The 15230-nt window shown below is 50.6% G+C and carries 17 protein-coding genes; 13 read left to right on the top strand and 4 right to left on the bottom strand.

Translation table 11 applies throughout. The annotated features are described in order from the left end of the window. Positions 1-118 precede the first annotated feature (118 nt). The gene (locus tag EKK48_28215) at positions 119-1000 is read left to right on the top strand and encodes a universal stress protein (protein RTL35581.1); all 882 of its coding nucleotides are present in this window, start codon (positions 119-121) and stop codon (positions 998-1000) included. Next, on the top strand, positions 1000-2043 hold the full coding sequence (locus tag EKK48_28210; protein ID RTL35580.1) for a hypothetical protein: 1044 nt from the start codon (positions 1000-1002) through the stop codon (positions 2041-2043). The genes EKK48_28215 and EKK48_28210 overlap by 1 nt, the downstream gene beginning before the upstream one ends. A 37-nt stretch (positions 2044-2080) precedes the next feature. Here the strand turns inward: EKK48_28210 and EKK48_28205 are convergent, their stop codons facing one another. After that, on the bottom strand, positions 2081-2386 hold the full coding sequence (locus tag EKK48_28205; GenBank protein ID RTL35579.1) for a hypothetical protein: 306 nt from the start codon (positions 2384-2386) through the stop codon (positions 2081-2083). Positions 2387-2721: 335 nt separating this feature from the next. On the opposite strand from EKK48_28205, the gene EKK48_28200 reads away from it, so the two are divergent. After that, positions 2722-3279 (top strand): hypothetical protein, encoded by a 558-nt coding sequence (locus EKK48_28200; GenBank protein RTL35578.1) that lies wholly within the window; start codon positions 2722-2724, stop codon positions 3277-3279. Then, on the top strand, positions 3269-4066 hold the full coding sequence (locus tag EKK48_28195) for a matrixin family metalloprotease (GenBank protein RTL35577.1): 798 nt from the start codon (positions 3269-3271) through the stop codon (positions 4064-4066). Before EKK48_28200 ends, EKK48_28195 begins: the two co-directional genes overlap by 11 nt. Positions 4067-4074: 8 nt before the next feature. Here the strand turns inward: EKK48_28195 and EKK48_28190 are convergent, their stop codons facing one another. Together EKK48_28190 and aroA are read right to left on the bottom strand one after the other, a co-directional pair. Beyond that, positions 4075-4656 (bottom strand): hypothetical protein, encoded by a 582-nt coding sequence (locus EKK48_28190; protein ID RTL35576.1) that lies wholly within the window; start codon positions 4654-4656, stop codon positions 4075-4077. Positions 4657-4833: 177 nt separating this feature from the next. After that, positions 4834-6183, bottom strand: coding sequence for a 3-phosphoshikimate 1-carboxyvinyltransferase (gene aroA / locus EKK48_28185; GenBank protein ID RTL35575.1), 1350 nt, complete (start codon positions 6181-6183; stop codon positions 4834-4836). A gap of 49 nt (positions 6184-6232) precedes the next feature. On the opposite strand from aroA, the gene EKK48_28180 reads away from it, so the two are divergent. Genes EKK48_28180 through pheA form a run of 3 tightly spaced genes read left to right on the top strand, consistent with a single transcriptional unit; the run spans position 6233 to position 9536 of the window. Further along, positions 6233-7522 carry a chorismate synthase gene (locus EKK48_28180; GenBank protein RTL35766.1) on the top strand — a complete coding sequence of 430 codons (1290 nt, stop codon included), beginning with the start codon at positions 6233-6235 and terminating at the stop codon, positions 7520-7522. Continuing rightward, positions 7522-8664 (top strand): 3-dehydroquinate synthase, encoded by a 1143-nt coding sequence (gene aroB, locus EKK48_28175; GenBank protein ID RTL35574.1) that lies wholly within the window; start codon positions 7522-7524, stop codon positions 8662-8664. Before EKK48_28180 ends, aroB begins: the two co-directional genes overlap by 1 nt. Before the next feature lie 2 nt (positions 8665-8666). Beyond that, the gene (gene pheA / locus EKK48_28170) at positions 8667-9536 is read left to right on the top strand and encodes a prephenate dehydratase (GenBank protein RTL35573.1); all 870 of its coding nucleotides are present in this window, start codon (positions 8667-8669) and stop codon (positions 9534-9536) included. Positions 9537-9538: 2 nt separating this feature from the next. Here the strand turns inward: pheA and EKK48_28165 are convergent, their stop codons facing one another. Continuing rightward, on the bottom strand, positions 9539-10576 hold the full coding sequence (locus EKK48_28165) for a hypothetical protein (GenBank protein ID RTL35572.1): 1038 nt from the start codon (positions 10574-10576) through the stop codon (positions 9539-9541). Between the two features lie 112 nt (positions 10577-10688). On the opposite strand from EKK48_28165, the gene EKK48_28160 reads away from it, so the two are divergent. The 6 genes from EKK48_28160 to EKK48_28135 all read left to right on the top strand — a co-directional run bounded on the left by EKK48_28160 (position 10689) and on the right by EKK48_28135 (position 15164). Beyond that, complete coding sequence (locus tag EKK48_28160; GenBank protein RTL35571.1) at positions 10689-11249, top strand: hypothetical protein; 561 nt, start codon at positions 10689-10691, stop codon at positions 11247-11249. A gap of 95 nt (positions 11250-11344) precedes the next feature. Then, positions 11345-11836 carry a hypothetical protein gene (locus EKK48_28155; GenBank protein ID RTL35570.1) on the top strand — a complete coding sequence of 164 codons (492 nt, stop codon included), beginning with the start codon at positions 11345-11347 and terminating at the stop codon, positions 11834-11836. A 40-nt stretch (positions 11837-11876) separates the two neighbouring features. Further along, positions 11877-12545: a sigma-70 family RNA polymerase sigma factor gene (locus EKK48_28150; protein RTL35569.1), complete on the top strand. Its 669-nt coding sequence runs from the start codon at positions 11877-11879 to the stop codon at positions 12543-12545. Next, the gene (locus EKK48_28145) at positions 12542-12967 is read left to right on the top strand and encodes a hypothetical protein (GenBank protein ID RTL35568.1); all 426 of its coding nucleotides are present in this window, start codon (positions 12542-12544) and stop codon (positions 12965-12967) included. The genes EKK48_28150 and EKK48_28145 overlap by 4 nt, the downstream gene beginning before the upstream one ends. Next, positions 12942-13820, top strand: coding sequence for a hypothetical protein (locus tag EKK48_28140; protein RTL35567.1), 879 nt, complete (start codon positions 12942-12944; stop codon positions 13818-13820). The genes EKK48_28145 and EKK48_28140 overlap by 26 nt, the downstream gene beginning before the upstream one ends. A 54-nt stretch (positions 13821-13874) precedes the next feature. Beyond that, complete coding sequence (locus tag EKK48_28135) at positions 13875-15164, top strand: hypothetical protein (GenBank protein ID RTL35566.1); 1290 nt, start codon at positions 13875-13877, stop codon at positions 15162-15164. Positions 15165-15230 lie beyond the last annotated feature (66 nt).

Genomic DNA, 15230 nt, shown 5'->3' with positions numbered 1-15230 from the left:
CCATTCTCTGCTTGTCATGAGGCCGCGCGGATGTGCGTTTTTACATCTGTTTCGAATCTGTCGAAGAGCAGCTTTGAAGCTGAGATAATATACTTCGGTTTAGATACACAGGTTGCATATGCCAAAGATTTTATTGCCCGTCGACGTTCTGCATCCGCATGACGAGTTCATCGATCAACTTGATAAGCTCGTGAACTTGAAGTCATCTCAAGTACACCTGCTCTATGTCAAGGATGAGTTGCCCGGATATGAGGCTATTCTCGGTACTGTGGGAGATTTCCCCGAAGATCTGAAGCATCAGATTGAGCAGAAAATCGCAGATGAATTTGCTGCCGTGAAGTCGAACCTTGAAGCCAGGGGCGCTGCTGTAACAAGCGAAGTGGTGGGCGGCCTGGCCGGTATGATGATCGAGCAGTGCGCTCTGGACAGTGGTTGCGACATGATCGCCATTTCTGCCGGGACTCACGGACGCATTGAGCAATTTCTTATGGGTAGCACCGCCGGTAGAGTCGTTAATCATGCACCATGCACGGTGTTGATTCTCAAGCATGTGCCAAACGTTCCAATTAAGAATGTCTTGATTGCTATAGATGGCTCAGATGCGGCTTTGAATGCTGCAACCGCTGCGGTGCGGCTGTTTAGCCTGGACGAGCGCGATGTGCAGGTGACATTGATCAATGTTGTTTCAATAAAGCCGATGTATAAATTTATTGCTCCTGTGCAGTTTGTTGCGGCTATCGAAGACAACCTCGTCATGTCGGGTGAAGCGAGCCTGGCTGCGGCTGAGAAAGAACTCAGTGATCTGGGCGTCACCAGGTTGGACAATATTTTGAAAAATGGAGAGCCGGCAGACGAAATCATCAATGCCGCAAAAACTCTCAAAGCCGATTTGATTGTTCTTGGCGCTCAAGGGCGTTCCGCTGTCGAGAAGTTTTTGATGGGCAGCGTTTCTCAGCGAGTTGCCACATTTGCTAAGTGCTCCACTGCGGTAATTAAATAATGATTCTGTTCCGGCTTTTCGTTTTCGCTTTCGTTCTCGTTCACTGCAGCCAAGCTGTTTGTGCGCAGGGAATGGCGGCAGAACAGGCTAAAGAGCGCGAAGAGTTGAATCAGATGCGCAACGAAGTTCGCGATATCAAATCGACTATCAAAGATGCGATGGATTCGATGAATGATTTGCAGGAGCAGGCCAGTGCTGCCAGTAAGGCTAATGAGAATGCGCATGAGTTGCATTTGTTTGCTAAACCGGCGGCGTGGGAATTGTATTCCGGCGTCACTGCCGACTGCATGACTTACAACGGCAAAATTCCTGGTCCGCCGATTCGTGTGCCTGAAGGGCAGCCGGTTCGAATCGTTTTGCACAATCAACTGAAGGTGCCGACGAGTCTTGTATTTCATGGTGTGATCGTGCCTCAGTCTGTAGGTGGATTGCCCAAGAAAGATAACGGAATCGTCAAACCAGGTGAGGCTTATGCCTATCAGTTCGTGCCGGGCAAAGCCGGCACATTCTGGTATCACCCTCAGGTCATTAACGCCGACCAGAAGAATCGCGGTATGTTCGGGGCTTTCATCGTCGAGCCTCGTTCGGGACCAAGTGAGGATAAGGACTTCACCGTTGTTCTTTCTGAACTCAATCTGGGTAGTGCACCGGAAGGCGCTGCTCATGCCGTGCAACCAACCAAAGTGCCGGGTTCTCATACTTATTATTTGATGAATGGAAAGGCAGCACCGGCGATACCGCCTATAGAACTGCGGCAGGGAGAGCGAGTGCGATTGCGTGTGGTCAACGCCGCCCAACATGCTATTCCTCTATATCTGAGCGGGCACAGGTTCGAGGTTGTCTCAGTGAACGGCGGTGATTCACTAGAGCCTCATGTATATCGAGATACGATAACTTTGAATCCCTCTGACCACGTCGATTTGAGCTTTGTTGCCGACAACCCTGGTGTCTGGTCTTTTGCCTCTGAGGTGCTCGAGCAATCAAGCAACGAAGGCAAATTTCCGGGCGGAATTGCTTGCGTGGTGCGGTATTCCGGCATGTGATCTGACATGCTCAGTCTGCATTGCCGGGCGCTAAGAATTAAATGGCTTCTCTCAAATCAGTTAAATGAGAGTTGACTTTGTCCATGGTCAGACCGGTGTGATCGCAAAAAATACGCCAGCCGATCTCAATCACAGGCTCCCAGTTGCTGTAAAACACTTCTTGATTGAGGTAGCCCTTACCCAGCTCATACGAGTAGTCGGCAAGAATTGCCTTGGCCATGTCGTGTTGAATCAGGTGCTGGAGATCGAACCACTGCTCTTCCAGCGCCAACTCAAACAGGGTGCTGAGGAACTCTTTTTGTCCATAGCGACTTTCGGCTAGTTCGCGTAATCGCTCGTCCATTTGATCGCATCGACCTTCTGTTTGTCTAGAAACCAGCGTCGGACCCTTCTTTACGTTATCATATAGTTTTGTAAACGCAACCGTCAATTTATCTCAAGTTCAAATTATTGACCGAGCGATACCAGAGAGGTGTTCTGATATTGCCTTCTTATGTGGCATCATATGCGGTGCTTAGAATTGCGTCCGAAAAGTGATTTGAATTGCACTTTCTGCTGCGGGCACAGTCGATTTAATGTAGTACTGATCAGGTTTTCCCTAACAACAATATAGTAGATGAGTTAATTCGTAGCGTCGCCTGTTGATATATATTGGTAAAAGTCGCCAGGGAATCCCAGATGCTATATCAACAACTCCAGCAAGTTCGCCGCCAGCTGCGCCGCCGCGAGATGAAAGTCTCAGATGCGCTGCTCATCGTTTTCCGGTACCTGCGAGACAGGTTGCCCCCTGAGCGTCTCATCTGGTTGAACAGGGAACTTTTAGGATACCGAAAAGATGACCTGACCGCGCTCTATGAACGACCGCGGGTGCGCCAGTTCTCTATCTTCCTGCCGGCACCGAAGAAAAACGAACTGGAAGTGCCCATGTACCGTTTTCTAACCGGCGCCTGGGGAAAGTTGGACGAGAACGGAAAGTTGGTCTGTTGCGATGAGAGGCACCTGACCGAGAAATCTATTTTTTGCAACATTGGCATTCAGCAAATTGAGACCCAACTTGATGAGATGCAGGCTCCGGAAACTAGCTTGTTTAGTATGAGTACAGACGAGGGCAGCGGTGCTGAGTTCTATTGCTGGTCGAAAGAATTGATGAGAGTGTATGATGCAGTCAGATTGAAATTAGTAGATTTTATCGAGACTGTCATCCTGGAGTTAAAGTTAGCTCCCAATGAGCGCTAGAAATCTCAGACTTTCGCTCCTTTGCCTGATGCCATTGTTTGCCTCAAGCAGTGATGCTTTGTTTCAAGGTGCAGCCTGGGCGCAGAGTGCTGATTTGCCGCAGCGGGCTGTTTTGGCTCAGAGTTCAGGACAAAACCAGTATTTCCCTCTCTCTCAATATTTGCCTTCCCTGGACGTGACGCCACCACGTTTTTTGCGTATCGAGCCGGACGGGGTGCAGAACAACTCTGATTTTTTCGATCAAGTGATGCTCGCCACCAGTAACCGAGTCTTTCGATTCACGTCCATGCCGATCCCGGTTTTCATCGACCCTGCACCGGCTGACTATATTGCTGCAGTCAAAAGGGCGTTTCAAACCTGGGAGACTCGCACCAACTCAATGATTCGCTTTGCACCGGTAGCTGATCGGCAACAAGCAAGAATTACAGTGATCTGGTCGCACATGGGCATACCCGCAGACCGCAGCGCCACTGAATTTGGTGCGCACACAATTACCGAATGGAAGGTGAAAACCGGTCCTTTTGCTTCTCAAAAGACCGGCACTGTAAAACCACAGTATATTGAAGTCAATCTCGATGTCATAGACCCTCGTGATGCCGACCATAAACTTCCACTGCTGCAAAATCTGGTCACGCACGAACTCGGGCATGCAATAGGATTGATGGGACACTCCCCGGACCGCGGCGACATGATGTATAGAGATACGGACGAGTACTCGCGCATTTCTCAGCGCGATCTGAACACGCTGCAAAAAATCTACTCACGCAAGTGCGATTTCCCGCTCTGATTGAAGCCCTAGTATCTGTATGGTGGAATATTGAATTCTTGTCGCAATTGAGCGTCGAGCATTTTGTTGTTTTCGTCCAGGTTGCTCAGCGCCTGCTTGCGATTCATCAGACCGCCTGCAATGACGGCTCCGTTCATATCTCTTGCCAGAATGTCATTTTGCACGCGCAGGTAATCTGAAAAAAGAGCCTGTGCTGTCGTGAAGTACTGGTAATAGCCACGGTGCAGTTGCTCAGTCTCTTTATATAGAGGAAGTCCCTTCATCTGGTCGGCGGCAATTCTGTTTTTGTTGATTAGCTTGTTCAGTAATTGCCCGGTAATTACCTTTTCAGGGCCTGGCACAACAATCGACAACCCTTTCGACATGAGATTATCGGCGCGTTGTCTCTCTTGCGGCGTCATCTGAGCGGCACGGCGAATGGCATCGTATTTGCTGAACCACACTGCTACATGGTTGTCGCCCATCGGTGTATTGCCGGCTGCCAGTGTGTTGCCGGCATCAGGTGCCGCCACTCTTTGCGCATTTGCTGAAGCGGAGTTCAGCACCGCAATCACGAGCAGTGCCGGAAGAAGGGAGGTTTGCCACTGCATTTGAAATTCCTTTTTAGGTAGCCGCGTTGATGCACAAACTTTCATTGGTCCTGTGGATTTAGACGCCGGTCCCTCTCATTAGTTTCTCAAGTGTCTGGCCTGGGATGGCTGGAAAGGAACGTGGGGTGACTTAATATAATCTAACACCTGCTCCCGAGTAAAGGGCGCCCTTGCCGCTTAAACCGGATGTGTGCCTTGTCTGACGGCCGGCGGCAGGAGTGATTGCAGATCTTGCTGAAAGGTCGGATAAGAGATTTTTGGCGATTCTGTCTCTTCGATTTGGGTTGGTTTCTCGCAGATGAGATTAACAATCAGCCCGGTCATTGCCATTCTGTGGTCCAGATGGGTTGCCCAGGCTCCTCCACCCGGGAGTTTTTCTTGCCCTGTGAGAACAAACCCGTCTTCTCTGTTCTCGACTGCTGCGCCAATCTGACGAAGGTTGTTTGTAATCAGGCTCAGGCGATCGCTTTCTTTGTGACGCAATTCTTCTGCCCCTTCAACGGTGAAGACTCCATCGCATAGAGCACCAGCGATAGATAAGATGGGAATTTCATCGACGCCGGATGCCACTTCGCCACCACCTATAGTGGTACCCTTGAGTCGCCCGTTGTAGCGCACGCGAATGTCGGCAACTGGCTCCCCAGATACTTCTCGTGCGTCGACGAGCTCAAGGTGAGCGCCCATTCTTTTCAGAACGTCGATGACGAGTGTTCGACCGGGGTTGATGCCACAGTTTTTCAAAGTGACGTCGGAGCCTCTTATGCAGGCTGCTGCAACCATGAAAAAGGCAGCTGAAGAGATATCGGCCGGCACGGCAATGGTGAATCCATTGAGAACTTTTTCCAGCTTCGTAACGCGTATGCTGTTCGGGGCAAACTCTTCAAAGGGCACTCCCATGTGCTTGAACATGCGCAACGTGTGATCTCTTGCCACCTCAGGCAATGTCACAGAAGTGCTGCCCTCAGCTTGTAAACCGGCTAAAAGCAGGGCTGTTTGCACCTGAGCGGAAGCCACCGAAAGGTTGAATTCTCGGCCCGTTAATTTTGTTCCTGTAATCGAGAAGGGGGCGCATCCTTGCTTTTCGTCGAATTTAACTGATGCACCCATTTGAGCAAGCAGGTCGAGTACTCTAGACATCGGGCGCTTCCTCAGTGAGGCGTCGCCATCGAAGTGCGAGGTGAAGGGTCGTCCAGCTACAAGACCGCTCATCACTCTTATGGTTGTGCCGCTGTTGCCCGCGTCGAGTAACTTAGCGGGCGCCTTCAACCCTTGCAAACCGGGGCTGTCAACTGTGTATCGACCGGCTTCGTTTTCATCGCGGGTGATTGTCAAACCCAGCTCTCTCATGCATTGCGCAGTGCTTTGACAGTCTTCAGCTGGTGACAGACCTGTGATTGTCACCTTCCCCTGGCACAATGCCGAGAAAATCAGGGCTCTGTGCGAGATCGACTTGTCTCCGGGGACTGCAAACGAACCGTGAAGACTAGTTTCAGTCATCGTCAAACCACTCCAATCGCTCAAAGCCATATTGTAAGATTGTTGCCACTCTTACGGGGTTGAATGGATAAGACTTATGTTGCGCTTTTTAACAACTGGTGAATCACACGGACCTGCCCTGGTCTCAGTACTGGAGGGCGTGCCGGCGGGTCTGAAGCTCGATATCGATAAGATTAATGACGATATGTGGCGCCGCCAGCAGGGATATGGTCGCGGCAATCGCCAGAAAATTGAAAAAGACAAAGCGGAAATTATCGGTGGAGTCCGTCATGGTATCACCACCGGTGCACCTATCGCCATGCTGATTCGCAATCGGGACTTTGAAAATTGGCGGCATGTCATGTCGATAGAACCGGTCGATATGAGTTTGCCTGAAGTAATCGAGCAGTTCGAGAAAAAGTTGATTGAACGTTTTCGACCCGGTCATGCTGATCTGGCTGGAACATTGAAGTACAGGCAGACTGATATACGTGACGTTCTGGAGAGAGCCAGTGCCCGAGAGACAGCATCGCGTGTTGCCGCCGGCGGCGTCTGCAGGCAATTCCTCGAGGCTTTTGGAGTCAAGTCTGCCAGCCATGTTATACAGGTTGGTTCCGTTCGAGCTAAACCTAAGTCCGCAGATATGAGCATTGAAGAGATCGATGCGAAGGTGGTGCAGTCTGAGTTGTTCTGTCTCGATGATCAAGCAACAGAGTCGATGAAAGAACTGATTAAATCGACCTGGACAGAAGGAGATAGTCTGGGCGGCGTGATCGAAGTTGTAGTTGACGGGTTGCCGGTCGGGTTAGGCAGTTACACGCAGTGGGATAAGCGTCTGGATGGACAGCTGGCTCAAGCCGTGATGAGCATTCAAGCCATGAAGGCCGTCGAGATCGGTGATGGAGTGGAGGCGGCGGGCGAGCTTGGTTCTCGTGTGCATGATGCGATATATCCGGCGGATAGCACCTCTAGATATCCGTTTACTCGCAAGACCAATCATGCCGGTGGGCTGGAAGGCGGAATGACCAATGGAGAGCGGCTTTGCGTGCGTGTATATATGAAGCCGATTCCAACCTTGCGCAAAGGACTCGACTCTTTGAGCTTTCCTGAGTTCGATGCACAAAAGGCACACTACGAGCGTTCCGACGTGTGTGCCATAGCTGCTGCTTCAGTTGTCTGCAGAGCGATGGTATGCTTGGTTCTGGCAAATGCCATGATCGATAAGTTCGGCGGAGATTCAATCGGAGATTTGAAAGCATCTTTTATGGATTACGAAAAGTTTTGCAGAAAAGATGGCAGTACCAATGGCAAGCAAAAGCACGCTCTTGTTGATACAGTCAGTACTGATGCCGAGCCTGAAGGCAATGAAAGCGCCCTAGGAGAGTTCTAATGGCCCACAAAGCACGTCATCGCGGCCCCGTCATCACAATGCTCTGGAATACTGATCTGGAGGTGAAAACTCGGGTTGCCATCGGGATTGGTGCTCGCCATAAGTTGTCTAACATTCTCGCTCAGATAGGCTCCGGCAAGCGCGTGCTTGTTCTCTGCCAGCCATCGACTGCGGTGCACTGGCTGCGCGATCTGCTTTCGGTCCTGCCCCAGGAAGATTATCAGGTGACGACGCTCGAGGTGCCTGATGGTGAAGCCTGTAAAACTACCGACTGGTTGATTCGCATCTGGGAGCACTTACAGGAACGAAAGTTCGATCGTCGCGACACGATTGTTGCTCTGGGCGGCGGCTCTGTCACTGATCTGGCCGGGTTCGCTGCATCGACGTATTTGCGCGGTTTGAATCTGGTCTTAATTCCAACATCGCTTCTGGGAATGGTTGATGCTGCAATTGGTGGCAAAACCGGCATCAATCTGCAAGCCGGCAAGAACCTGGCCGGTACGTTTTTCTTTCCCAAAGCTGTGCTTGCCGACCAGGAACTGCTCAGCACTTTGCCTGACAATCAGTTCAAATCAGGCATCGGTGAGATTATCAAATACGGCATGATCGAAGAGACTGTCGCTAAAAATACCGATTATGATCTGGGACCAAAACGTATGCTCGATGTTCTGGAATCGTCGCTCGAACATTCTCTCGAACATGATGATCCTGGTCTATCCGGGATCATTTCCAGTTGCATAAAGATGAAGCTCTTCGTTGTGGCAAAAGACCCACAGGAAGCAAATCTCCGCCGCATTCTCAACCTCGGACATACTGTCGGTCATGCCATTGAAACATTGAGCGATTACAGAGTCTCGCATGGCGAGGCTGTAGGCATCGGACTTTTCCTTGATACTAAATTTAGTGTCAAGCAGAAACGCATCGATAAAGCGGCTCTAGATAAAGTTGAAGAGTTGCTTGCCAAAGCTGGACTGTCGAGTTCCATTCCGAGCGGCATTTCCAAAGAGAAGATGGTCAGCGTTATGGGTAGCGACAAGAAGAGAGAGGGGCAATCGATTAAGCTTGTTTTGCCGCAAACCAAACTCGGTATTGTAGACTATGATGTGACTGTTCCACTTTCTGAGTTGTCAAAAACACTGTAACAATGGCAGAAGACTCCGCTTTGAAAATCGGCTATCAGGGCGCCCCCGGAGCATTCAGTCATCGAGCCGTGAAAATATTTGCCGAGCAAATCAACCGTCTTGACGAAGTTGTGCCGGTATCGTGCAAGACCTTCGAAGAAGTCTTCAATCGCATTTTGTCCGGAGAATGTTCGCACGGTGTGATACCGCTCGAAAACTCTTCAGTGGGCTCGATTGTCGCGAATTATGATCTGCTCTGGAAGAATCAGGCGATCCAAATTGTAGCTGAGATTTACTTGCCCATTCACCACAATCTGATCGGTTTCAGTGACACAGACCTGAGCAAATTGACCGAGATTTATTCTCATCCTGTTGCTCTCGACCAGTGCCGCAGCTTTCTAAAAGAGTTTGGAGAGGCCAAAGCCGTCACATATTGGGATACTGGCGCTGCCGTTTTCCATGTCAAAGAGACCGGGGAGCGCACATACGCTGCCATCGCCGGTCAATTCGCTGCTGAGGAGACCGGACTGACTATCTTACGGGCCAATATTGAGGATTTCAGCGGCAATCGCACCAGATTCGGTGTCATAACTCTCGTTAACGGTGAGAATCCGGCCTCGCCTGCAGCCCCTGTGAAAATTTCCTGCGTCGTCGAAATAGCTCATCAGCCAGGAGCTCTGGCTAATTTGCTGCGCAATCTGGCCATTCTCGGGGTTAACTTAACGAAGATTGAATCTCGCCCTATTCCTGAGACGCCATGGCATTATCGATTTTTTCTCGACATCGAGGTTCCCTTCGATGAAATCGTTCCGGCTGTCGCTACTACTGTCGGCAGGCTGAGCGAGGCTCATAAAATTTTGGGATGCTATAAACCCTGGCAGGAAGCTGAGTAAGCCTAGTGTAAGGGGGCGAAGATCTCCATTGTGCCTTCCTTCATTTTTTTCTTGTCGAAGAGAAACTGTACCTTCGGCATGGCATCTTTGATCTGTTTTATCTCGAGTTGAGTGTAGTTCGCATCGCCAACATGTATTGCTTCGATGCTGCCTCCTTTGAGCTGCATAATGCCTTTCGGAGTCACTGCCTTCATTTTTTTTAGCTCCAGCTTTTTGAGCTTTTTCAACTTCTTCAGAATCAACAAACCTCTGTCCGTCACACGCGAGCTTCCGTCGATCGACAGTTGTCTCAAATTCGGCATTTTTTCCAGCCAATTCATACCTTCGTCGTCCAGGTTCGTGTCTGAGAATTGCAAATCAGCCATGGCTGGAAAAACCGTGCTGGATTGATTGAGCAGCTTCCAGTCGAGGGCGACCTTTTTCCACACCATAGCTCGCAATTTTTTCAGCACGCCGAAATGGGTCAAACTATCGCCCGTCACAAAACATTCTCTGACTGATATGGCTTCCAGATTTACGAGCTTAGCTAGTTCTGCAAAGGCTTTATCTTGAAATTCGCCTTCCTGGAAATCTATGCGGCGCAAGCCGGTCAGATGTGTCAGTGGTTCAAAAATTTTGTCTTCAGCAGGCAGATTGAGGAAGGTTATGTACTGAAATGAATCGGCCGGCAATTTTTTCATTACCGCGGGATTGTCCGTAAGTGGAAATCGAGCGCTGAGCATCAGCGCATCTTTCGCTGAATATTGCACTTTGCCTCTGGCTTCAGCAAAAAATGATCCTTTGGGATGCCTTACAAAGATGTTCCAGTTTGGCTCCAGCTTGATGATAGTGCCATAGGAGCGATCCTCGGGAAAGGTTATCGTACGGACTTGTTGGGTTTCAGCTGCGATCGACGGCAGAGCTGAACAAAGCGATGTGGAGAGCGCTGCAGCAAGGACTGATGGAATGATTGAAGGAAGGACCGTATATGCGATTGCTATGACACTGGCAATCGAATTCGCTTTCCAGAGTTTCGGCAGAATTATCACAAGCTTACTCATGTTGAACTCAACCACTGCATTTTGACACAGAGGAATTTGCACTTCCACGGTTAGCCTGACTCAGTTTTGGGTAAGAAAGATCTGGTCGTTTAAATCACCGCAGGGCGTTGCCGTGGAAGCCAAACCAGTTAGATTGGGCGAGCTGTTGACTGCAGCCGGAGTTTTGCGTCGAGAAGACTTGAACGAGGCTGTGCAGATAGCCAATGACACGGGTCAGTTGATCGGCAAAGTTCTTGTGATGTCTGGCTACCTGTCGAAGCACGCGCTCCAGGTTGCGCTCAATGCTCAGTCTTTGATTCGCGATAAGGTGGTTGCGCCCGATCTGGCGCTTGTGGCTCTGGCCGTCGCTGCAAATCAAGAAATTTCTTTCGAGGATGCGCTTCATCAGCTAGGCTGGGTGCGAAAGAAAGAGACAGTAACGGCGAAGCTGGGCGAATTGCTCTCAGCTGCTGGGGTAATCGAGTCGTCAGAACTTGAAAAAGCACTGAAAAAATCTGAGGATACTGGTCAACCGCTTGGCAGTATTTTGCTGAAGTCTAAGGTAATCGATGATGCTGTTCTATTATTTGCTCTAGATCAGCAGGCTGCTGTGCGAGACGGTATAGTCAGTCGCGAGGACGCCATTCGCTTAATAGCAGCCGCTCCTAAAAACTCGAGGGTTACCAGCCCCTGAGCTGATAACTAAATTTCTCCTTTTCGAAACTTTTTTTGCCCTCCGGTGTATTCAAATTACCGGCGCATCTTAGAGCCGAAGTGAGGGAGAATGACATGAAACGAAAGCCAATAATCTTCGCAACGGTTGGACTGGCAAGCACGCTCTTGCTCAGTGTACTGGCGATTTATCCGGTACTAGCCGGTGACGGCACGGGGGCTAGTGCGCCATTTGTTGACAAAGAATTTGAGACCGCTTTGCGAAAGCACTTCCGTAAGAAGTTTTTCAATTTCATCGAGGCTTCAGACAGTCAGTCTGAACAGATTACCGCCATTCTCGATGAACGCAGTGAGGCTTGCCGTCCACAGCGCGAGAAATTGAAAAGTGAAGCGATTGAGCTGACGCAGATGATGTCGGGAGAGGCTTCTGATGAGCAGATTCGCAGCAAGTTGCAAGAGTTGCGTGAGGTGCGCGATAAGCTCATGGACGAGCGCATGACGACTGCTCTCAAGGTGCGCGCTCTTCTCAAACCAGAGCAACGCAAGATGGTTTCAGACAAAATTGTTGCCTGTCTGACTGGAAATGGCAGAGCGAGAATGCTGCGATAATTGCAGCCGCGCCTTCGACAGGGAGATGTGAGGTGTGGGTATGATCCGCTCGACACCATCAAGCGTAATTCCAAGCAGGGACCGAGTGACTAGCAGTCGAACTTTTCTCGAGCACGAGCCAGACGATCAGGCGCTGATCGACTTGACTCTGGGCGGAGACACAAAGGCTTTCGAGCGTTTGCTGCGACGCTATCAAAAATTGGTTTATAACTTGCTTTTTCAGATGGTGCGTTCTCACGAGGTGGCGGCGGATCTAACGCAAGAATCATTTTTGAAGGCTTTCAAGTCTTTGCGAACTTTCAGGCGGGGAGCCAATTTTAAGCCCTGGATTTTGAGAATCGCGACAAACTCTTGTTTGAATTATGTGCGTGACAACAAACAAATCAGTTCCCTTGACGCCATGCTTGAGTCAGAACCAGCATTGGAGCCTGTTTCCAGCATCGATGTCGAGCGCGAGGTGGAGCTGAAGATCTCGCAGCAAGAACTCTTCGCCGCTCTCGAGCAATTGTCGTCGCGTCAGCGCAATATTTTTGTTTTGCGTTATCACAACGATATGTCGTACGATGACATCGCCAGCATCTCCGGTGAAAGCGTTCCAACAGTGAAGTCGATGTTGTTTCGAATTCGAGATAAGCTGCGAAAGCTGCTCGCGGAACCGGCCGACACTCAAACAGATTCTATAACTCGCCGTGGAGGTGATGCACAATGAGCGAACAAGATTGCTTGCAGGCCAGGCAAACGGTCGACGATACGGCTGCTTTTACCGCCGAACAGTTGCTTGCCGCCGAGCAGCACATTCGCAACTGCTCGCAATGTGAAACTTGGCGCGAGCAGGTAAATACGATTACCGAAGCGGCCAAGAATATGATGCTCTATGATGTGCCGGAATCGCTGACGCAGCGCATTATGACTGATGTACAGGAGACTTCGCTCAGTAATGCCCTCTCTTTGCGCTCTCTTGTCTTGAGCTGCGTAGTTATAGCCGCCTCGCTCTTTGTTTTCTCACTTGATTCTTTTGATACCATAAATGGTGCATTGTCCTGGCTGGTTGGCTTCGTTTTGTTGTTTGGCTTCAAGTATCTTCTAGAGGTGAATGCGAGAAATAATGCCAGTCTTCAGAAGCAAAATTGAAAGTTGCTTTTACGGCAAGCGAACTTCTGCAGTAGCCTGTCTCGGCTCTCTGGCACTGCTTGTATGTTTCTTCTGCTTGACTCCGGTTTTAGCTTCTAAGCCGGCTGATCCCATCAGTGTGACGGATTCTCGCAGTCTTTCTCCACCTGATCGTGCTTCTTCTGACTTGGGTTCTCCAGACTATGCCTCAGACAGGATTGCGGCAACAGTTCCTGAGCAAGTCGAAGATTCTGATGAATCGTCTCGTTATGGCTTGAACGGGCAGCTGCAAGCCGACTTTCCGAAGAACGATTTGCGGCGCCGTCCCCTCCTTTACTTTCGCATGTGGGCCAATAAGCCACTGCCACCGGTGCTCTCCTTTTTGTTCTTGCTTTTCATAAGTATTGTCGCCTCTGAGGTGATGCCATCGCGCATGGATGTAGCGCGGCGGTACTACGCCACCCATTACTGGAGAAGTTTGTGGAGCGGAATCGTCGCTTGCCTCTTATTTGTTACCTTAGCTCGGGCACTCTTCGCCAGTGAGATAGGATTGCCACTGGCAATTGTTTCTCTGGCGGCATTGGAATTATTTGTGCTGATTGGAGTGGCTATCAGCTCGACATTAGTCGGTCAGACCATACTTTCTGTTTTCAGTCGCAAGCAAGCGGCTCCCATTAAGCGGCAGTGGTTCGAGCGGTTAGCAGCGCCCCTGCTTGGCAGCTTTTTGCTTTCCTTGTTGCTCCTCATTCCGCCACTTGGAATTTTGCCTCGGATTGGCATCCGACTCATAATGTTATTGTCTTTTCTCGGCATGGGCGCGTGGTTTCGAACAGGAATGGGCACGAAGGATGTGGGTAGTACAAGCGAAACATGAGCTTGTTTTTCCCACTGGTGTAATAATGAGAAATAGGGTTCTAACGAGGCACCCTTGAAGGCTTTTCCATTACTAGCTCTTACTCTTGTCACCCTGGCTCCTTGCAGCGCCTGGGCAAGTCCTGCTTCAGACGAAGCGGATATTGCCAACTCGCTCGCCAGGCAGGGGTGTTACGACACTGCTGTCATGTTCTATGAAAAGGCTTTGCGGCTCAATCCAAACTATGGGCCTGCTATCGCCGGACGGGCTGCGGCACTGAAGAAACTTACTAAGGGCGGCAAGTCCAAAAAAGGCAAGAACGAAGAATTTGTTGCACCTTCCAGTGCGGCTACGAAAGCTGCTAAAGAGAGAGAGTTAGCGGCTGCCAAAGCTGCTGAAACTGCGGCTAGAAATGCTGAGAATGCAGCCCGCGCCAAGATGCAGGAAGAGAACGCCGCCAAGCGTGCGGCTCAGATTGCTGCAAACGAGGCGAAAGCGAAGGCTCAGGCTGAAGCCGCCGCCGCTGCTGCTGCTGCTGGAAAGGTAACTGCTGCCGCAAAAAACAAGGCGAAGAAGCCTTCGGTAGCGGCAGCAAAGGCAAAAGTTGAAACTAAGCCGAAAGTAGTTGTTGATGTCGCTAAGCCGATAGCTAAACCGGCAACTGAGACTGCAAAAGCAAAACCGGCTGTGGCCGACGCCGGCAAAACCAAGCCGCCTGCGCAGGCTGCGGTGAAGCCGAAGCCTGAACCGAAGGCGGCTGTAGTTGCTACTGCCGTAGCACCTGTCGTGGAACCAAAGCCGGCACCGGTAAAGCAGGCACCGGTAAAGCAGGCGCAGGCTAAAGCGGCACCACCGAAGCCGGCGGCAATGACCCAAGCTGAGGACCTGACGCAGGCGCCGAAATCGGTTGCTTCTGTTCCGATGAGCAGCGCAGTTGGTTCGACTGACCCTGTCACTAAACCAGCTGCTGTTCAAAAGCCAGACGAAGCTGCCGTTGAGCATCAACCTGCTAGCACTGTCGAAAGCATCCCAGACAGTTCCAGTGCCGCGAATAATTCTAACGATGCGAGCGGTTCTAATTCTTCAAGCACCAGCGCAAGCGGGGCGGGTAGCGGCAATGCCACCAGCATTGCAAGCAGTGCCATCCCTTCCAGTGTCGGTTCTGCGCCTCCCATGTCGTCATTGAGTAACAATAACTCCCATGCAGTGGCTGATAAAGTGCCGACCTGGTTGTACGGAATGGCAGCAGGTACATTCTTGCTGTTGATTGTGTTGGCTATCTGGTGGCTTTCTCCGACCCTGATGGCGTCGCGCCAACTGCAGAATCGTTTGAAAGGTTTGGAACGCACTCGCGACGAGCGATAAAATGCCGGGCTCAATTAAGGCTGCAGCAATTCAGGCCTCGGCAATTAAAGCTTCGGCAATTCAAGC

The organism is Candidatus Melainabacteria bacterium, from assembly GCA_003963305.1.
Classification (GTDB): Bacteria; Cyanobacteriota; Vampirovibrionia; order Obscuribacterales; family Obscuribacteraceae; genus PALSA-1081.
Note: the sequence above shows the minus strand (reverse complement) of the source record. Positions and strands in the feature narration are given on the sequence as shown.